The sequence below is a fragment of the Carboxylicivirga marina genome (assembly GCF_016612505.1).
Lineage (GTDB): Bacteria > Bacteroidota > Bacteroidia > Bacteroidales > Marinilabiliaceae > Carboxylicivirga > Carboxylicivirga marina.
The window spans coordinates 25,255-46,832 of sequence record NZ_JAENRR010000022.1 but is presented as its reverse complement, the minus strand read 5'-3'; the positions used below and the strand labels follow the sequence as shown (position 1 = coordinate 46,832).

Sequence of the window (21,578 nt, the reverse complement as noted above, 5' to 3'; positions counted from 1 at the left end):
TTTATCAAAACAGAGGTTAATAAAACATTAAAACACGGTGAATTATCGATAATGAGTGCCCACTAAATTTTAATATTCGAATAAATTTTCTATTTTTATTACAGACTTATATTTACTATTAAACCATTTCAATATGAGTACAACAACAATCACATTTAATCAGCTAAGGAAGATTAAGGATAGTCTGCCTGATGGAAGCATTCACACAATTGCTGAAGAGTTAAACCTCGACGTAGAAACAGTAAGAAATTACTTTGGCGGTGCCAACTATGATCGAGGTAAGAGTGTAGGGATACATCTTGAACAAGGACCCGACGGCGGTATTGTAGAATTAGATGACACAACTATCCTGGAAATGGCCCGCAACATTATCGAAGGCAAAACGCCTGTTGCTCAAAGTTAACGTTTTACATCAGATAAAAGAAAAGCGCCTATTGGCGCTTTTTTTATGCTTGTTAGTCAAAGTTAGTACTCGAATAGGCAAAAACTTTAGTTTTAAACTCTTCAACAGTTTATTTTATAAACTTCTCTCTGTTCTGAAGGTTAAGCAATCCCCAAAGAGATGCTACAGATGCAACTATAAGCCATGTTCGCATATGTTTTAACACAACACTATCCCATACTATCTCACTCATACCTGATGGCAAATCAAACGGATTTAAAAACACATTCCAGGGACTTCCTTCCATGAATTCGGTAAACAGCCATACCAGCAAACCAATTATTACCACCACAACAGCCGTTCCGTTACCATTTTTTACCACGGTGCTAAAAAAGAATCCTAACATACCGAATAGTAGCACTGGAACCATAAGGCGTAAAGTCATTTCCCAAACTGGAATATTAATGAGCAAAAAACTACTAAGGTTAGTCATTAAAAAGATAAACCAAAAGACCATAAAAAAGGCCATCACCAGTCTGACCAACCATATTTTATAGCGATAATTAGGTATACCAAATAAGATTTCGAGAATACGTGCATCTTCATCGTTTTGAATGCCATAAGTAGTCGGAAAAAAGATGAGCAAAAAAGCAGGGAACATTAACTGATAATATACTCCTTCGACACTAACTGAATCGGCTGCAAACAAGCTAATGGAAGTAATTAAAAGGTAGAATATAAGTGATGCTCCTAAGAAATACACAAATTTGTTTCCGAAAACTATCTTAAGGTTATACTTGATAAACTTAAGAAGTAATTTAAGGCTGGCTATGCTTTTAATGTTTGTCATCTGAGTGTTTCCTTAAATTGTTTTTTAATAACCAGATATAGGCATCTTCTAAAACGGCACTTACGCCAACAGCATCCTCCACCGGTTTACTATTAGCAATACAACGTACTCTGATATTTTCTCTGTCTCGCATATGATGTACTACCAAATGTTGCTTATTAACCGATTCAAAATCCTCGGCTTTAATATCAAATTGCCATACTTTATTGTTGGCTATATTAACCATTTGACTTGGCTCGCCCCAATATTTCAGGTCTCCTTTGCTCATTACCGCTACCTGATTACACGAACTTGATATATCTTCAATAATATGTGTTGAGAATAAAACAATACGCTCGCGACTTAACTCAACCAATAAATTTCGAAAACGAATACGTTCGCGTGGATCCAAACCTGCCGTTGGTTCATCAACAACCAATATTTTTGGCAGATGAAGCAAAATCATAGCAATACCAATTCGCTGTTTCATACCACCTGAGAACGAGCCAATTTTATCGTCCTTTCGCTCCCACATATGCACTGATTTTAACACATACTCTAAACGTTCTTCTCTAAGTGCAGCTTCAGTAATTCCTCTTACAATAGCCTGATAATCCAGAAACTCAAATGCAGACATATTTTCATAAGTTCCAAACTCCTGCGGCAAATAACCAATAATCCCTTGCAGTTCTTCACGCTTTTCTGCTGTATCATAGCCATTGATATATACTTTACCATAGCTTTGTTCCAATACGCCACAGATAATTCGCATTAAAGTCGTTTTACCAGCACCATTGGGGCCGAGCAAACCAATCATACCCGTTTTAAACTCCAATGAAATGCCTTTAAGCGCCTTGAATGGTGTCTTTTGTTTACCTATACCAGGCATACTTCTTAATAAGCGGTAATATGAACGTCGCCAGCCAGCAAATCGTCCGGTAATACGTTCAATGTTTACTTTTTCACTTTTCAATTTCTTGCCAGAGTGAACTAGTATTAATAATAAATACCATAAAACACCCACAACTATGGCAAGAGAAAGGGCACTCCAATGCATTGCAAGTATCACCATTCCAATGGCCGGATAACCAAGGTTTATTAATTTGCCAAGCAGATTTACAAAACGGTTTTGTTTTTCATTTGACCTAAACCAATCATTATAAACCTGTTTGAAAAAGAAATAATTAAGGATGGTGAACACCAACCCCCATAAAACGGTATCGAGGTACCACCAGGTAAAGTAGATGGCAAAACCAAATAATGGCACTTGCCAAACCAATTGCTTAATAAACTGTCTTTTCGATTTATTTTTTGAAGAATCGATGTCCCTTTGCTTTTTCAAACGTGCTTTATATTCACGAATAAACTGGGTATCTCTGTCGTATACTTTCACCAGATTACGAATGGTGATATTCACTTCTTCCTCAGGCTTCAATAAATTAGCACTTGCCATTCGCAATGATGATTTCACAAAATACACGATAGACGGAACACCACTAATTATCAACACTCCATAAAGCATTTGCCAGGCAAATGAGGCATCTGAATAAAAATAAACCAAAGCTAATCCGCCCGTCCATAATACATAAATGAGCATTTTCAGCCAAAATTGAAGGCTACGAATCCACCCCAATGCACTGTCTAGACCAAAGGCAAATGTTGGCATAAATACCAACGTTAACAGGGTACTAAAACTTAATCCGCCAACTACTGTAATGGCAAAGGGCGCCCCTAAAACACCTACGTATTCCGATTTCCCCATAGCCAATGGCATCATAGCTATAATTGTGGTTATGGCTGTAATGGTTATAGGTCGAATACGAGAGATACCTGCTTGCATCAATGCACGGGCATGATTATAACCTTCTCGTCTAAGCTGTCGCGAATAGTCAATCAGCAAAATCCCATTATTGACCACCACTCCGAGTAAAATCAGGAAACCAATGAATGTGTTGATATTGAGCAGTGAATTACCTGTTAGCACCAAGGCTAATAATGAGCCTATAGCAGCCAAAGGAACAGAAAAGAGCATCACTACCGGCGCAGTTAAAGATTCAAACACCGATGCTAATATCATAAATACTAACAGCAAGCCAATTAAGCCTAAAAACTTAAACTCGGCAAACATGTCTTCTTCATGTATCACCTTTAAGGATACCTTTGAAGAAACCGGAATTGAAGCCACTAGTTCATCCACTTGCAAACGAGCATCTTCCAATATGGTTTTTGAGTTATTTACTTCATCAGAGAAGCGGTAAGTTACTTCTATCTCTTTCTCCTGATTAACACGCATTATCTCCGTACGCCCGGATGCGTAGTTTATTTCTGAGAAATCTCGCAGTGGCACAATAGCATCCTGATTATTGGTGATGTTTAACTTTTGCAAGTCATCCATTGTTTTGGCCGGTATTTCATCTAAACGGTCATCATCCACCGTCTTCATGATGATGTCATAGGTCTCATTATCAACTTTCAATTGCCCGCCTGAACTCACTTCTGAACGAAAAGTAAATAATTCAGATGCCACGTTATTAGGTGAAATATTCATAAGCCCCATTAAATAACCATCCATATCTAAATGAACTTCCGGTCGTTTATTGGAGCTAGATATACGGGCACGCTGCAGGTTATCAATATTGTTCTCTAAATAGTATTTAATATCATTGGCCACCATGAGCATTTGGTCATAGTCCTCCCCTTTGATTACCACCTTTTCTTCCTGTTCACCCAAACCAAGAAACATCATCATACCTAAACCAGGGTTTGAACCAAAAGCACCATTGCCACCCATGGCCGATGTTGAACTTTGTGAAAGACTAATCTCCCCGCCCTCCACTTCATCAATGCGCTCTTGTATGTCAGCCCGAATTTCAGGAATGGAGCGTTTGGCAATTTTTTGATAGTCTTCTTTCAGAATAACAGAAATGCTGGCCTCATCTTCGTAAACCTGAGCCACTACATCCTCCTTCTCTTCAATATCTGCCAATCGGTTCTCAATTTCACGCACCACCTTGTCAGTATTAGATAACATGGAGCCTGCTGACATCTCAACGCTAATGTTAAACTCTTTGGTTTCGGCCTCTTGTTGTGTTGTTACACTAACACCAATACTAACAATGAGAACTACAAAAAACACAAGCAAAATACCAATAATGGTTACTGCAGGTCGACGTAATGTAGCTTTTAACAGCAAAATATAGTACTGCACCAGTTTATTGTGTAAATCCAGCTTCTCCAGAGCTTCAATGCGATTTCGTACTATCCCTGACAGGAATAAATGGGAAAGCATTGGAATAAGGATTAATGCCACTAGCAATGACACCACCAAAGTTGAAATTATGGATACACTAATGTGTTTCGCTATTTCTCTGAAAATCATCTGCTCTGAGAAAACAAATGGTAGAAATACAGAGATTGTTGTTAAGGTGGCAGCTGTTACCGAGCGCCACACTTCTTTGGTTCCCTTAACCACACTATCCTCTCCTGAATGCCTGCCAGTTGATGCAACGCGATAGATATTCTCCATCACTACCACACTATTATCGAGCAACATACCAATGGCTAATGCCAATCCAACCAAGGTTAACACATTAATTGAAATATCGCTGGCAAAGAAAAAGTTAAATGCTCCATATACCGAAAGTGGAACAGATAGCATTACCATTCCTACTAACGGAATATTGTTTAAGAATATCCATAAAACAAATATGGCCAATATGCCACCTACAAAAGCTAACTCAATAATTGAATCGAGATTACTTTCCATTGTTTCAGCCTGATTACTAACTACAACCAGCTCAATTCCATTGGCTTTATATTCGTCGTTTATCTGATCAATCAAATGAATGGTATTCTCTGATAAATCAATCATGTTGACCTGGGCATCTTTCGCAATAGAAATTGACACCGATTCCATACCATTCACACGACTGTATGAATCATCTTCTTTAACACTAAAGTTTACTTGCGCTACATCTTTTAACAGTACTGGTCCATCAGCCTTCACCACAATATTCTCCACATCACTAATGCGATTATAGTCAGCCTCAGCAGTGACATAATATTGCATTTGACCTTTCACTACTTTCCCGGCGAAAACTTTCTCATTCTGTCCGGAAGTAATCAATTGGCGAATGCGGCCGGATGTTAAGCCATAACTATCCAATACATCCTGACGACAAATGATTTCAACTGATTTTTGCCGACCACCAGAAACCTGAATCGATGAAACACCATCAACACTTTCGAGTTTACTTTTTATATCTTGCTCGATGACATTTCTAATACGGTCAACACCACCTTCACCCCTGACCTGAACAGTCATAAACTGACTATTAACTTGCTCCACATCAGCTTTAAACACTTGAGCCATCATTGTTTCAGGTAGAACGTTTGACGCACCCTCGATCTTCTCAACAAGTTTGAGATAACTGTATTTGACGTCAGCATTACGCGAAAGGTATACCAAAATCATGGCTTGCCCTGGTCGCACCCGTGTTTCTATTTTCTCAATGCCTTCCAAAGTACTTATGATGCCTTCAACAGGTATGGCTCCTTCTTGTTCCATGTGCAAAGGATCCAATTCGGTACTAGCTCTTACCTGCACAAACAGTAGAGGATATTCAGTATTGGGCAACAATTCAAAGGACAATTGTCTGTATGAAATAACACCCAACATGGTGAGTGCCACAAACAACATGCTGACAAGTACTTTTCGATTTATTAATTCTCTCATACCTGCCAACTCTATTTGGTTCGGTTAAATAAGTGGTCAAACACAAAATACACACAAGGTATCACCACCAACGTTAATAGCGTCGATGTAACCAGACCTCCAATAACTGCAATGGCCATTGGCGCACGTAATGAGGCACTATCACCAAATCCGAACGTCAAGGGCACCAGAGCTAAAATAGTGGTTAAACTGGTCATTAATATTGGCCTGACACGTTGCTGACCTGCAGCAATAACAGCATCTTTTAAGGACATTCCTCCCTTTTTATACTGATTGATAGCATCCACCAGTATAATGGAGTCGTTAACCGCAATACCAGCTAACATTACAATACCAATGTAGGCCATAATATTAAAAGTATGACCTAAGATGTAAAAAGCCCAAACAGCACCAACTCCTGCCAAAGGAATGGTTAACAATATGGTAAACGGATGTAACAATGATTCAAACTGCGAAGCCATTACCATGTATACCAAAATGATTGACAAAATAAGCGCAAACTGAAGGCTTCCAAAAGCTTCTTTACGCTTCTCTTCTTCACCCAAAATACTTACTGTTGATGTTGGGTTAATATTTAGTTGTTGAATTGACTGTTCTAAATCGGCTGCAAAATGATCAAAAGGTCTGTTATCAGTTACCATAGCCGATATACGAATCACTCGTTTTTGATTGTTTCGTAATACTTCTCGTGGTGCCTGACCAATTGATATTGTTGCTACTTCTGATAATAGGACATCCTTATCGCCTTGTGAAATTTTCAAATCGGCCAATTCATTAAGTCTGACATCAGGCGTTTCAAGAGTTATGTCGGTTAAATCGCCATTGATCTCCATGCTTCCGCCATCCTTTGAGGAAAGGTAGTTAGACAGGTTGCTCATAATGCTTGATACATCCAGGTTAAAGATACCAGCCCTTATACGATCAATCACTACGTTTACCTCAGGCGCACCATCTTCAAATGAACTTTTAACATTGTATATCTCAGTATTTTGTCGGATACTCTCGGTTACCAAAATAGCTGACTCCTCCAAATTATCGGAATTATTATCTTCAATTTCGATTACTAAAGGAGCTTCGTCGTTCCCAAGTAATGTTTGAATGGCCGATTGTTCTTGCACAAAGCGCATTTCAAGTCCGCTTACACTTCCAAAAAGCTCGTTTAAGACCGCTACAACCTGAGTAAATGACGCATGCACTTCATCTTTTAATACCAGCTTTATAAAGCCCGTATTTTCGCCCTGCTCTGATGTTGAAGCTGTTTCGCCAGAAGTTTCTGGTCCGGCATGTGTGTATATCCATTTCAGCTTATCACCAAAAGCATCCATAACCATTTGCTCCATTTGAATAAGCGTAACATCCGTTTTATTAAGTGATGTACCAGCAGGAAAAACAGTTTCAATGGTTACTTCATTGGATTGTATCTCAGGCATAAACTCACTTCCAACACGGGGCAATATCCATGCTGTAACAGCGATAATACATAATGCTCCAACTAAAATATATGCTCTGTTATTCAAGACCCTTGTTAAGAAACGATGATAAGCTTTAAACCCTGTCTCTGTTGGCTTATTCACCGGAGTTTTTCTTTCACTACCTTTAAATACATATTTGCTTAACACCGGTATAACCAGCAGCGCCACCACTAAAGATGATAACAAGGAGAACGCCACTGTCCAGGCCTGATCCTTAAATAATTCACCCGAAGCACCGTGCAAATATACGATGGGAAGAAATACAACAATGGTGGTTAGTGTTGATGCTGTTAGAGCCCCACCTACTTCTGATGTGCCCTCAATGGCTGCTTGCTTAACCGGAAGTCCTTCTTCAATTTTCCTGACAATGTTTTCAACTACCACAATGGCATTATCAACTAACATACCAGCTCCCAGAGCCAAACCACCCAAGGTCATTATATTGAGTGTTAAACCATTAAAGTACATTAAATTAAAAGTAGCAATAATGGATACCGGAATCGCCAGACTAATAATCAGCGTAACGCCAAAACGACGCAAGAAAATAAACAATACAAAAACCGCGAGAATAATACCCAGTAGTGCACTCTCCTGTACCTCACCTATGGCACTTTGGATAAAAGCTCCCTGATTATTGACTACTTGCAATTGATATCCTGGCAAACGTTGTTGAATGCCGGTAAATGCTTCTTCTAATTTCTCTACGGCCGCAACCGTATTAAATCGGGTTTCTTTATAAATGGAAATACCTAAACACCTTTGTCCGTTTATACGGACAATGCTTTCCGGTTCTCTATTTTGCAGCTTAACAACAGCTACATCCTTCAAAAGCACTGGCGATGTTTCAGTTGAAGTTGCCTGACTTGCCCCCTGTTGGATATCTTCCGTACCATTCTGATTCAATTTAACCACCAGGTTTTCAACATCATGAAGAGCCGATAATGAGCTTAAACCTTTAATAATATAACGTTGGCCCATTTCTTCAATAGAGCCACCAGACACATTCTGATTGAAATTATTAATGGTATTCAATAAGGATGTGGTGGTCAGGTTATTCACATCAAGCAAATGCGGATCGGCGACAACCATTACTTCGGCATTTTCTTCACCCGAGATACGAATATCAGCAATACCTTCAATGCGAATCAGTTCGTTACGAATGTAATTCTCTGCTACTTTACGCAGGGCATTCATGTCATCGACCTCATTATGACTAAAAGCTGCTTTTATAACAGGCGATGCATTCGGATCAAAACGAGAAATATTAAGTTCTTCTACATCTTCATTCTGGCTAACAGGTGTTAAAGCTTTCTGAAGGTCAAGGAAAGCCTCATCAATATCTTTCCCCCAATCGTACTCAACAGTAACAATGGCCGCACCTACCCGGCTTACCGATGAAACATTCAAAACTCCACTTTGACGCACCGCTAATGCTTCAACCTGTTCAACAAAGCGTTTTTCTATTTCTTCGGGCGAACGCTCTCCTGAAATGATTTCGGCATAAATCCTTGGATTTTGAAGATCGGGAAACAAATCAGTTCCTAGTCGTGAAAGTGAGATACCACCCAATAAGATGATACCTAAAACAATCATCAACACTGTAACCGGGTAATTAACCGAAAAACGAGAAATTGATCTCATATTATTGTTGTTAGATTTTTACAAATTGACATTAGATAAAAGACTGATTTAACTAGCTTACAACACATGCTTACCTGTTTTACAACGAATAGTTATCAGTTTGCGATCCGATAGTTATCCGTTTACGATCCGATAAGCATCGGTAATTAACTATTACAGGTCAATCTTTTCATCTAAGCATTATTTACTTTACGACTTTCACTTTCGAACGATCCTTTAATGTTTCAAAGCCTTTAATAATCAGGCGTTCATCGGGTTTCAAACCTTCCAACACTTCAATTTCAGTTAGCGTTTCCAGCCCTGTGCGGATATAACGTTTTTGAGCTGCAGAGTTTTTAGCTACAAATACCATTCTTCGGTTACCTTCGGATAAGATCACATCTTTAGGTATGACCAATGCACTATCGCGCTGATCAACCACAATTTCGGCCTTAACAAACATTCCTGGTTTCAATAATGCACTATGATTATCAACTTTTAATCGTCCTTTGAATGTGCGCGCCTCCATGTCGATAGCAGGCGACAATTCAGTGATACGACCTTTTAAGGTATCATTGGGTAAGGCATAATTCATAATGTTGGCTTGCTGATCAATGCGTACCTGACCTAGCAGGTTTTCCGGCATGCTCAAATCCATCATCATGGTTGAATAGTTCATTAAACTCAACACTGCTGTGGCATTGTCAACACGGATACCCGGAGAAAAATAAGGCAAATCAGTTATCACGCCGTCAAAAGGAGAACGAATATTCAGCTTTTCAATACTAAGCTCAGCATTTTGGTATGTTTGCTTTGATGTTAGCAATGTTTTTTCAGAATTCACCAACTCACGCTTTGTAACACCACCTTTTTCAAATAAGGCTTGTTGTTTTTCATATTCCATTTCTGAAATCTCCATGTCCAGATGTGCTCCATCGAGGTTGGCATTATTGGTATATTCCTGGTCTTCCAAAAGAATGATGAGCTGTCCTTTTTTTACTCTATCGCCCATTTTAAAAGGCTTACCCGTTTTTGGGTTAGTTTGTAAATAATAGTGAGCAGTAAGCTCCGTTTTAAGATTGGCTTCCAACTGAGGTTTTATCGACCCTGTAGTAATCAGGGTTTGTTCAATGGGCTTCTTCTTCACCTCTTGAACAGACACATTAACCGCAACATCGGTATTAAAACTTGAAGCTTCATTTTTACATGAAACCATCAGTGTCACAATCAATGCGAGAAGAATGATTGAGCTATATCGAAGTATTGAATTTTTATTTATCATGGTATGAGAGTATTATCAGTTAGTATTTGGCTTATTGAATCATTTCATATTTCATTACATCGTCAATTATACTGCGGTGCATTTCAAAGTCATACAAGGTCTGTAACTTCATATTAAGAAGCTCCAGTTTATAATTAATTAATGCGTTGGTTAATGCGTTTTTCTTTTGTGTCAGCTGATTTTGAAAGAGGTTAAGATCCATACTTGTTAAATCACCATTGCGGTATTTCTCAAGGTTAATTTCATAAGTAAGCTGTGCATTCTCCTCATTTTTTCGCGCAATATCTATTTGAATAAGTGTATTATCAATACCACGATTAATTTTGCGAATATTTAAACGGATGGTCTTCTGCTCATCCTGTAAATTGTACTCGCTGGTTTTTAAGGATGCTTCGGCCGCTCGCATTCGTGCTTTCTTTTCGCCCCAATCGAATAAAGGTACTTCCAGGCTAAAGCGTACATCCTCATTATCATTCGGATTATCATAAATGCCTTTTATCGACTCATTTTCACCAAATAAACCTACCGACACATTAACATTTCCTTTAAACTCATTGGTGGCATTGGTTTTAATGATATCAAATTTTCCGGTCTCAATATCTATCTGGCGTTGACGTATTTCCATGCGATTACTTAGCGCAAAATTTGTGGCCATGCCTAAATCAATGTCAACCGGCAGAACAGATACCTCAGCAATTACCATAATCTCTTCAGAGAGCGATAATCCAAGCATTTGCTTAAAATTATCTTTGATATTCTCCAATTCTACTTCATTATTTTGCACGGTAGACTGGCTGGTCATCATGTCCAATTCGGCCTGTAACTGTTCTTCCTTGGCGGTTAAACCGGCTTCTACCTTATTGCTGATTATATCATAACTCTTTTTACGATTTTCCCACTCCTCGCGCGAAGTGATGAGTTCCATCTGTTTCTGATATATCTGGTAAAAATATTGTGTAATTTGTTGCTCTACATTAAGGGCTTCTAAAGCATAATTAAGTTTGGCATTTTCATGATCAAACTCCAGCTCTTTCAGCGTCATTTTTGTACGATTATATGTAAAAAGCGGCTGATTAACCGTGAGGCGAAGGTTATTACTGAAGCCCTCAAATGAATTAGCAGAGGATGTACTGTAGTTATCACGATAACCAAAAGTATTTTCTAAGGAAATCGTACCATCTGTCCAAATTACAGGTTGCGTAATACTTAATGTTCCGTTACTCTGAGTACTTTCCGAAGTAAACCATTGCTGGTTAAACTCATCATACTGTCGGTTATTGGAATAGACATATGGATTAAGGTTTAATCTGAAATTCGAACGTAGCGACGCCCTCTGTGCGTTTAACAATTCTCGTGTTCGTTCAAGCCCTAAACGCATTCGTACAATTTGCGGACTGCTTTTTAAGGCTTCTTCCACCGATTGATTCAGTGTCATTAACCGCTGTCCCTGAACGAATGCTACACTTGTAATTAGTAACATGGTCGTTACCACAATCATTTTCTTCATAGATATATTGTCTTTTTACTCTATTATTTTTTTACCCATTTAACAGCATCACCAATCACATACCTACTGGTGGAAACATCTGATAATTTTACATTGGCCATTCCATCTGAGAAATAATACTCACCAAGATATATCCAACCATTATTATCGTTATTAACCGTCACTTCAACCTGTTCTTCACCATCATCATGATAAACAGTAAAACGATAGTTATTATCCTTGTTACCAGAGTTGCGTCCTCTTCCAAATCTGGATGCAATATTAGGAATGTAGGCATGAACTTCGTACATGCCAGATTGTGTTAAGTCAGCTTTCCAATTCACGTAGCCTTCACCGCTACCACTTCTTTTATAAACTGCTGATTTTAAGTACTCGCCAAAGAATTTATCACCAGCTATAGGTTTCCAGCTTACCGGAGGCGACCAGAAACGTATCATACCATAAGTATCGTTCTCTTCTTCCTCTTCATTCTGCATTGATACCCACCAGTCTTTAACCGTACGACTTTCGCCGGTGTTGACAAAAGAAAATCCTTCATCTTCGTTATCAACAATTATTTCATTTGCGCTGCTGAATTTTATAGCTCTGGTGATTTCATTAAGCCCTTCAAAATACTTAACCTTTTTATTATTTCGAATCACATTATTGATGATTAAGGTCTGATTAGAAGGAATATTAGCTGCTAAAAAGGTGTTAACAGATACCTCACGTGGTTCATCATCCAGCAAGAAGCCAATTTCATAGGTTTGTCCTGCTTTTAATACAAAGCTTTGCTCATTATCCTCATTAGCATCCATTTGAAAGCGCGAACGGAAGCGGCCGCGACCTCCTCTTTGCATTCCTTCGCGTATGGTAAATGCCATTATTCCATCAGCATCACCACTATTAGCGACTTTTACTCTTAGAAAATAACGCATACGGTTACCTTCCTTAATTTCATATACATCAGCCGAACTAAATAAAAATGCCGGACTATAAGCCTCATTGAGCCAGTTAGAATACACTGTTGAGAATTCGGATTGACTAATATTACTTATTGAACGATTAAAATCGTTGATACTGGTATTAGCAAAACGATTACTCTGAATTAACTCATCTAACTGTTTGTCAAAAGAACTATGCCCCACATTAACCTTTAAATTAGAGAATAACTGACTGCCTTTTGATGCAAATACATTTCCAAGTGTATTAACATCTTCCTTGTCTATTAATTCTTTGAGGCTATTATTTCGTAATTTGAGTATCACTTCATCATTACTAGACAGACCTCCTAAATCACGCATTCGGGTTTCATTCATTCGCTGATGCAAATAGTTTTCAAGTGCTATGGTTAAGAGTGGATATTCATCTTCCACAATTCGGTTGGCATACGTAAAGTATAATGGAAAAACCTGATAACGTCCCCAGTTTTCGACATGACGTTCACCTTCTTGTCGTCTTCCAAAAAAGAACCGTGATGGCTTTATGAAGTTATCACCCAAATAGTTTTTCATTAGCTCAACCTGCAATTCCTTTTCAGAACGTTCTTCATTTGATCTATCCATTCTTCTATCGATGCGGCCGCGAACATTATCTAAATCATTTTGCCATGTTCCGCCACCATTTTCAGGAAACAAAACCATTTCGGGCATGACACTCTCAGTTGATAATGACCAGTTACGTAAATAGGAATACATATTAATAGGTGCTTCAACAACCGAAAACCTATCAAATGGATAATTAACACCAAGTTTACGTTCCAAATCATCTTTTATGTCCTTTATAACAAAGGATACCGTGTCATTAAGCTCTGTAAAATACTCTTTGTAAAAGTCGTGTTCTTTATGATGATATAGACTAAACTCAATGCTATCAACCATGGTTGTATGTCGCTCGTAGTCCCCAATAATTACACTATAGGCATTAAATGGGTGTTCTGATGTAAATTGATATTTACCAGCGTCTAAACTATCTTTCACTCCCTGCGAAATAACCTCTAAACTTGGCTTCGTATGAACAGTTAAGTTCATTTCATTAAACGGGTAACTTACCCAATATTGTTTATTGGCAACAACCGGATACCAGTTGGTTTCGCGTGTTAAAAGCAGATAATCAGGCAATACAAAACTATATTGCTTGCCAGCTAACAAAGGGTCTAAGCGATTCTCTGCATCTCTTGTCTCAGCAGAAATATCAGGATAAAGTGCCTCATCCATAATAACACCACTGTAAGATAAATCGAGCTGAAAACTACTTATTACATTACTATTAAGCTCAATGCTGAGCAAGTGTGCCTCACGGGTATAATTAACTAATTCCGAGTCAATGGAACAAGACGTAACTTTCAATCCAGGATTCAAGGCTAATACAAGTTTAGTGTCATTCCCAACACCATTTTTTGACATTTGCATTGAAAACTTACAATCGATGCCTTTATTTTGATGAAAAAGAGCCACATCGTAGTTGTCAATTCGATATGACGAATTAACTAGTTTCTGATTTAGTTCCTTTATATGTACTTGCAAATTAGACTTAGTGGTGTCATTGGCAATTATTTTAAACACACCAAAACAAGCGCCAGAGAACATTAGAAGCATGAAAGAAATCAAAAAGGGCTTACTAAGTTTTTGTTGCTCTAAACGTGGTAATCGCCAAACGGTGGCCAAGATAAACATGAGCCCTAAAATCAAATATACCGAGCGATGTAATATTAAGCCCAATAAATCGTCAAAGCCAGTAAAATCAGAGCGCATAAATGGTGTATAAAACCCAAGTATATCAAACAAGCCCCAATGCTTGTTTCCTAAATAAAATAAAGACAAGGCTATAAAACCAAGCAAAAGCACAAAGGTAACAGCCTGATTACGAACCAATGTCATCGTAAAGAATGACAAGCCTAAAACAAATATTAGAGTCGGTAAAGAAATTAGTAAAGGATAAATTACATACGACAACCAGGGAACAGCTACCTCATTGGCAATTAAGGTGAATAATATGCCACTCATCAACACGAAAATGTTGAGAATAATAAAAACTTTTAAAACTCCTATCGTTTTACCGATTACATAGTCAAAATTTGCCATGCTACGAACATAGAATGCTTCGGTAGTATCTAATTTTTTATCACGTCCCAGAAAATCTGCTGACAAGAAAACGGCAATAATAGCTTGAGCAATATTAAGTATCCACATATTAAAATATGGCGCACCAGAAGGTAGCAGTCTTCCAGGCCATCCACCGTCGGCAATACTTGTTAAACCAAAGAGGTTAAACATGAGTATGAAACCAATTATGATGATTGCAAAAATTCTAAAGAACCAACTTCTGAAAAGTGTTTTGGACTCGAAACGGGCGACTGTACGAATATTAAATAGGGATATCATTGGTATTTGAATTTTTCGTTAGCAACATATTCCATAAAATACACGTAGGCATGCTCAAGGTTAGGCTCAACCAAAGTAGTATCCCACCCATCTACCTCATTAGCTACAAATTCAATCTCGTAGCCACCAACGCCTGGCACAGATGTAATCACAGGAAACTGTTCACTGATTACTTTCATCTGCTCAAACGATACATTCGTTTTAAACACATGACCTTCAGATTGTTTTATAAACTGCTCAGGCGATCCTTTAAAATGAACTTGCCCGCGATTAAGAAGGGCCATCTGTCGGCAGGTTGATGAAATATCTCCCACAATATGTGTCGAAAGAATAATGATAACTTCCTTTTGACTCAGATTTGATAAAATATTACGAAAACGTATACGTTCTTCAGGATCCAGACCTGTTGTGGGTTCATCTACAATCACAATTTTAGGATCGCCAATTAAAGCCTGAGCAATTCCTAAACGCCTTTTCATACCTCCGGATAATTTGTTGGCATAACGATTTCGAACATCAAATAAACCAACTTGCTCTAATAAGTCATCTACCGCAGCCAAGCGCTCTTTCTTCTTACTGATACCGGCCAATGATGCTGCGTAATCGAGAAATTCCCAGGTTCTTAACTTCGCAAAAAACCGAAAGTCCTGAGGCAAATACCCGAGCATCGAGCGTACTTCAGAGCGATTTTTTGATAGCTTCATATCATTTACCATTACTTCGCCATGACTAGGCTGAAGTAAAGTAACTAATATTCGCATTAATGTAGACTTACCTGCTCCGTTGGGACCTAGTAAGCCAAACATGCCTGAATCAATTTCGAGATTTACTTTATTAAGTGCTCTGAAGTCATTTTTATATACCTGACTAAGGTCATTAATCTTAATTTTCAAAATATATGAGTTTAGGTCGCTACTTATCAACTAAAAATATACCAATAGACTTACTTCGCTTAGTATAAATTAATTAAACACATTAGCCAACTTGATAACTGTTCGTATTCGATACAACATGTTCTATATCGTACATACACTCCATCAATTTATTATTCATAATTTAAATATAGCCATTCTTCCATCATTACTGTTCATAAGCGGACAACTAGAAATAATTAAAACTATCTATCACTCTCACTTAGACGAGATAAATAAATTCATCCGGCGATATATTTCATATAAATTGCTACAAGTTGATCTTGTGCCATTTAGCATGAACGCTATATTTGATGAGATAAATAAAGTGATAAAAAGGTTACAATTTATTTGATAAAAATAGTTGAATAACTATCTTTGCATCGCTTTTGAGAAAAAGCACTAAGGATGGTCCAGTAGCTCAGTTGGATAGAGCAATAGCCTTCTAAGCTATGGGTCGTGGGTTCGAATCCCGCCTGGATCACCAAAGAAACCCTCATTGTCAATTACAATGAGGGTTTCGTGTTTTAAATTATTATGATTTTTATACTCTATTCAGAAGGATTATACCAAATTGGAGATGTATAAGCGCGCTCCTGACCAATTAATTCAGCACCTTCAGGGATATGAGCACCCATACGTACTTTGTCATATACTAACCAACGTGGTGTTGGTATTTCAATAACACGTGCATAGTAAAATGCTTTTTCATTTGGATTGAAATCAGGATCTCTCCAAACTGCCATTAGTTCCGAAGCACCAATTGTATTAGTCCAGCTGGCTGATTCTAAATCTACTGTATTACCAACTGCTTTTTTACACCTTCCTTCTTTATTAATCTTTCGACCATCTGAAACAGCAACATCATAAACACGTTCATGTAATTTACCATTGGCATCTTCCCATCCTTTTATTATCTGAATTCGGTCAAGATTAGCACCAACCGGATCACGTAACGCATATACCATAAAGTTAGGCGCTTCAGAACCCTTGCTTTTCCTTAGATCTCCACCCATCGGAACACCTTTATCATAACCAACAAAAGCAGGAGAACGACTTCTCAAATCATCATCTACAAAATCCCAACCACCAAAGAAGCGAACAGGGATACGTGGTCCTGTTGTAGCATAAGTTTCTTTGCGTTCCATGGCATCAAATATGGCCTCTCTGGTATTTTCGGTTGCCCACACTCCCTGATACCCGGAAGCTACGATCATATCCCCACTAATCTCGCCTAATTCTGACTTAATAAAGGGGTGTTCCACCCTATGCTTCGACGGCTCCACACTTACTGATTTACCAAAGAAATTATCTTCTTCTGCAGTCGATAGCGAGGTATGACTATCAGTTGCTCCCACCATACCAAATTTATATGGATTCGTCCCAAATTTCGATTCCAACATCAAGCCGTTTTTCAAAGCTTCCCTCGCATACTCTCCAGCCAACATTTCAGTTTTCTTTAATTCAGAAATATCAAGATTACCAACATCCCAGGTTTCATAATCTGCAAATTCATCATCTGGAGAAAGGAATGGGTGTGTTTCACCATCCCCTTTAATTTGGGTTACCTCATACAATGGTTCCCATTTAGCACGCTGTTCTACGTAATTCTTGTCAACGACGCCTCCTGCATATGTTTTATCAACAGGAAACATCCAACCATTGGACAGGTTACCGTTATGCGATAATGCTAAGGCCTGTCCACCTGTTTTTTCTTCGTACATTTCCAACCATTCGTACAAATCAAGTGGGTCTTGAGAACCTAATGGAGGCAATGTGACCATAGGGACTACCTGCCCGGCTCTTGTCTTGTCGTCTCGAAGAATTACGTTCCTGTGCAAATTAAATCCTTTAGGTACGGATGTCCATTCATAGCCAATTAGAGCCGTAAACTTACCTGGTTCATTGTATTTATCAGCTGTTCTGATAATGTCTTCCCATAAACTGGTATACACTTTTGATCCAGGACTGTAATCGTTCAACATGGCTTTTGGAAGCGTTCCTTGTGCGAAATTCTGAATTAACTCAAAGGCTGCTTCACCTGCATCGGCACCTCCCCTTTCAAAAGCCTCGTGCCATTTTTTTCCAAGTGGTTCTGCAACCACATTCGGCGCCCCTTCCTGAATACCAACAGCCAATCCCATTAAATCGGAATGGTCAGTAATCACCACCCAATCTAAAGGACGACCTAGTTTTACAGATAATCCGGTTGAAGAAGTAATTTCCTCACCTTTACATAAGCGATACGCATCTTCGTGCCCCAGCACATTACCGAACAATCCGGCATCCAATGAAACACCTGTATGCAAGTGTGTTTCGCCCCAATAAACATTATTCGGGAAATTTCTTTTAGCGTATGGCGAATAGGTTTTTCCCGGATATAATCCTTTGATATTTTTCATATCCGGAGAGCCGATATCTTGTGCACTCGCCCATCCTGACAAAAAGAAAGCGGCACAAAAAAGAATAATTAAATTTTTCATAGGTAATTATTTTTATAAGATTTGATTATCAATTATTATGATTCTGTGATTTGAAAAATTACAACTAATAAAAGCAATAGTCAATTTTTATTAAATATTTCAAATACATCCATTACAGGTATTCCATCACTTTAATATAAAAGAGCACTGCTTTATAAAACTTTCATAGCAAGTGATTAATTAAGTTTAGCATTCAAGCTATTAGCATTAGCCTGCATTACGCTTAAGAAATCGCCTTCAGATGGTACATTTCCACACGGGTCAAAAACCAGCACGTCTATATTCCTTTTCTTTAATTCGTCTTTAATTTCATCGCTTGGTTCACCTTCCCAAATCATTAAACCCGATGGGTGATGGTGAAGCAGGTGTTCGAGCTCATGCCATTGTTTATGCGATGGCATCATATCTGGCTCAAAGTGAACACTATGAATATGCAATTGATAGGCTGATGCTAGATACTGATACACGGGATGTGAACCGATAATAACTTTCTCAGATGAGATGCTTTTCAATTTCATATCCAACTTCGATAATTCAGCAACTAATTGTTTATGATTACTAATGAGTTCAGCTTTCTTATTTGGTACTAATTCTATCAATTTATCTTTAATAGCATCAGCTTGTTTAACTGCAATTGATAAGTCTAACCATGTTGTAAATGCTAGACCGGTATGCACATGCTCCTCACCTTCACCATGACTATGAGCCGTCCCTTCCTGAACTTCAATGTATCTATCCTTGACTGCTTCAGTTGTATTAAACTTGATGCGTTCAGGTAGACTAACATTACTTAGCCATTTGGCATAATTAGCCCCATTGGTGAATAGAACATCACTCCGCTGCAAAATGCTTAGACTCTCAGAGTCAGGCATCCAATATGCCGGATCAACTCCTTCTGAAATAGGGTACTTCAGGTCGATATAGGCTCCACCAATACGTTCGGTAAAATAGTAGAGTGGATAGTTAACGACTGAAACAACCGGTTTAGAAGGCTGTTCACTTTGTTTGTTTTCTTTTTTGACATTACAGGCAAAAAAACTACATGCCAATAACACGAGTAGTAAATTCTTCATTTGTTTATATTTAAGTTTGGTTATAATTCAATAGTTTATAAAATAAATTGTTGAATAAAACTCTCTACAAAGTAGCCTGATATAGCATACAATGCAGCTGCAAGCATAAGGCTTCCGACTATAATGACTAACAGCTCGGACACTACAATTTCGAAGGTTTTGGTTTTACTCGAACCTATGGTAAACATAGTATACAACTCCTTCTTTCTCAATCGAAGCGTCAATACGATTATCAAGCTTAATATCAATAATGTTGCAAACCCAACAAGAATAAATACAGTATTGAAGATGTGCTTTATTCTGAATATATTTTCAAGTAAGTTAGCAATAACTTCAGACGGAATTAATATCTGCTCTTGTATAATATCTGTTTTATAGCGCCCCCGTAGAAGTGTGGCAGCTTTATGATTATCGGGTATAAATAGTATCGAGGTGATCGGAAAATTACTTTTATCGCCATGAAAATGGAAGCTCTCCAATTTCTCACCATCAATCTTGTTGTAAATAAACAACTTGGCACTTGCCGTAATACTTGTACTATCTTGTTCGAGAATTAAAGTAGGATCTTTAACCTCAGTCATATCTTCATGCCCATGTCCCAGTCCCATAATTACCCAGTTCGTTTTCAAATCGGTAAAAACCGCCCGGTCATCTGGAGTATTTGATGTTTTTAATACTCCTACCACTTTCATCTGCAATGGGTAGGAACCAGCTAAATCAAGGAAATTGTCAGGTGAAGAAACCAGACTATCTCCCGGGCCTAGATTGAGGCTTTCTGCAACCAATGCCCCTAAAACACATTCGCCAACAAACTGTAAATTATGCCCCTCTTCAATATCTAAATTTCTGAATCTAAAATAATCTAGGGTAGTACCAACAATCGGATAGTTTCTAGCATTAAAAACAGATATAAACGGAATGGAATAACCAAAGCCAAGCCTATCGAGTTCATTTGCTTTGCTAAAAGTAATTTGCTCTACATTGCATTGCTCAAAATAAATACTATTAATCACTAAATCAGTAGCATTGTCTTTTGCCCCGATTATTAAGGGAGTGGCATCGGCACGTGCCATCATCTGTGTTTCACTTTCGCTTATAAGTCTCCCAAGACCCAGAGGCAAATATAATATCACACCTATTGCTCCTATCAGTATGATTGTACGATAGATGTGGTATTGTAAATATTTTAGTCCCAAATACAAACTCTGAATCATACCTTATCAATTGTTAAATCGTTAAAATCAATTATGGAATCAAAGTCCTTTAACATATCGTAATCATGCGTTACAGTAACAAGGGTAGCGTTGTTTTTTCTGGCATATGCGAAGAGCAGGTTCATGATGTTCGTTTTGTTATTCGGATCAAGGTTACCTGTTGGTTCGTCGGCAAGAATAATGGATGGCCTTGCAACCAATGCTCTGCAAATGGCTAATCGCTGCTTTTCGCCATGTGACAGCTGATGAGGGTATTTTCCAAGTTTATTTTCTATTCCCATTTCGTGGGCAATATTTTTAATCCAGATATTCGTTTCGCCATTTAACTGGATACTATCGTTTATTTTGAAAGGTAAAAGAATATTATCTAAACCATTTAAATAAGATATCAGTCTAAAATCCTGAAAAACAAACCCAATATCTTTAATTCTAAAGTTGCGCCTGGCTTTATCAGATAGAAGACATACATCGGTATTACCCACTTTTACACTCCCACTAAAAGGCTCCAAAATGCCAGCAATCAGGTTTAAAAGTGTTGTTTTACCCGAACCGCTTTGTCCGATAACAGCAGTAGTACTCCCCCTTGATATGTTAAGTGCATCAATTTTCAGCTTGAAATCAGACCCAGGGTAATGGAATTCCAGATTGCTAAGTTCTATCATGTTGGTTTAGGTTTCGTTTTAGTTTATCTATTAACAGATATAATCG

At 38.1% G+C, this 21,578-nt stretch carries 12 protein-coding genes and 1 tRNA gene; 2 read left to right on the top strand and 11 right to left on the bottom strand.

The genetic code is table 11. The features are described 5' to 3' along the window. Nucleotides 1–133: 133 nt before the first annotated feature. Entirely contained in the window at nucleotides 134–403 is a 270-nt protein-coding gene (locus JIV24_RS10775) for a DNA-binding protein (RefSeq protein WP_200465045.1), read from the top strand. Nucleotides 404–512: 109 nt separating this feature from the next. Here the strand turns inward: JIV24_RS10775 and JIV24_RS10770 are convergent, their stop codons facing one another. The 7 genes from JIV24_RS10770 to JIV24_RS10740 form a co-directional block, all read right to left on the bottom strand. Beyond that, on the bottom strand, nucleotides 513–1,232 hold the full coding sequence (locus JIV24_RS10770; RefSeq protein ID WP_200465044.1) for a hypothetical protein: 720 nt from the start codon (nucleotides 1,230–1,232) through the stop codon (nucleotides 513–515). Continuing rightward, nucleotides 1,219–5,946 (bottom strand): efflux RND transporter permease subunit, encoded by a 4,728-nt coding sequence (locus JIV24_RS10765; protein ID WP_200465043.1) that lies wholly within the window; start codon nucleotides 5,944–5,946, stop codon nucleotides 1,219–1,221. The genes JIV24_RS10770 and JIV24_RS10765 overlap by 14 nt, the downstream gene beginning before the upstream one ends. An 11-nt stretch (nucleotides 5,947–5,957) precedes the next feature. After that, the gene (locus tag JIV24_RS10760; RefSeq protein WP_200465042.1) at nucleotides 5,958–9,059 is read right to left on the bottom strand and encodes an efflux RND transporter permease subunit; all 3,102 of its coding nucleotides are present in this window, start codon (nucleotides 9,057–9,059) and stop codon (nucleotides 5,958–5,960) included. A gap of 184 nt (nucleotides 9,060–9,243) precedes the next feature. After that, nucleotides 9,244–10,320 carry an efflux RND transporter periplasmic adaptor subunit gene (locus tag JIV24_RS10755; protein WP_200465041.1) on the bottom strand — a complete coding sequence of 359 codons (1,077 nt, stop codon included), beginning with the start codon at nucleotides 10,318–10,320 and terminating at the stop codon, nucleotides 9,244–9,246. Between the two features lie 31 nt (nucleotides 10,321–10,351). Beyond that, nucleotides 10,352–11,827, bottom strand: coding sequence for a TolC family protein (locus JIV24_RS10750; RefSeq protein WP_200465040.1), 1,476 nt, complete (start codon nucleotides 11,825–11,827; stop codon nucleotides 10,352–10,354). A 23-nt stretch (nucleotides 11,828–11,850) separates the two neighbouring features. Further along, entirely contained in the window at nucleotides 11,851–15,189 is a 3,339-nt protein-coding gene (locus JIV24_RS10745) for a golvesin C-terminal-like domain-containing protein (protein WP_200465039.1), read from the bottom strand. After that, a complete protein-coding gene (locus tag JIV24_RS10740; protein ID WP_200465038.1) occupies nucleotides 15,186–16,082 on the bottom strand; it encodes an ABC transporter ATP-binding protein in 897 nt (298 codons plus the stop codon). The genes JIV24_RS10745 and JIV24_RS10740 overlap by 4 nt, the downstream gene beginning before the upstream one ends. Nucleotides 16,083–16,510: 428 nt before the next feature. Here JIV24_RS10740 and JIV24_RS10735 point away from each other — a divergent pair. After that, nucleotides 16,511–16,587 (top strand) — tRNA-Arg (locus JIV24_RS10735). Nucleotides 16,588–16,651: 64 nt separating this feature from the next. On the opposite strand, the gene JIV24_RS10730 is transcribed toward JIV24_RS10735, so the two are convergent. The 4 genes from JIV24_RS10730 to JIV24_RS10715 all read right to left on the bottom strand — a co-directional run bounded on the left by JIV24_RS10730 (nucleotide 16,652) and on the right by JIV24_RS10715 (nucleotide 21,532). Beyond that, nucleotides 16,652–18,583 (bottom strand): DUF3604 domain-containing protein, encoded by a 1,932-nt coding sequence (locus JIV24_RS10730; protein WP_200465037.1) that lies wholly within the window; start codon nucleotides 18,581–18,583, stop codon nucleotides 16,652–16,654. Nucleotides 18,584–18,759: 176 nt separating this feature from the next. Beyond that, entirely contained in the window at nucleotides 18,760–19,656 is an 897-nt protein-coding gene (locus JIV24_RS10725) for a metal ABC transporter substrate-binding protein (RefSeq protein WP_200465036.1), read from the bottom strand. Nucleotides 19,657–19,691: 35 nt separating this feature from the next. Continuing rightward, on the bottom strand, nucleotides 19,692–20,870 hold the full coding sequence (locus JIV24_RS10720) for an ABC transporter permease (RefSeq protein WP_200465035.1): 1,179 nt from the start codon (nucleotides 20,868–20,870) through the stop codon (nucleotides 19,692–19,694). Then, nucleotides 20,867–21,532 (bottom strand): ABC transporter ATP-binding protein, encoded by a 666-nt coding sequence (locus JIV24_RS10715; protein ID WP_200465034.1) that lies wholly within the window; start codon nucleotides 21,530–21,532, stop codon nucleotides 20,867–20,869. The genes JIV24_RS10720 and JIV24_RS10715 overlap by 4 nt, the downstream gene beginning before the upstream one ends. Nucleotides 21,533–21,578: the final 46 nt, after the last annotated feature.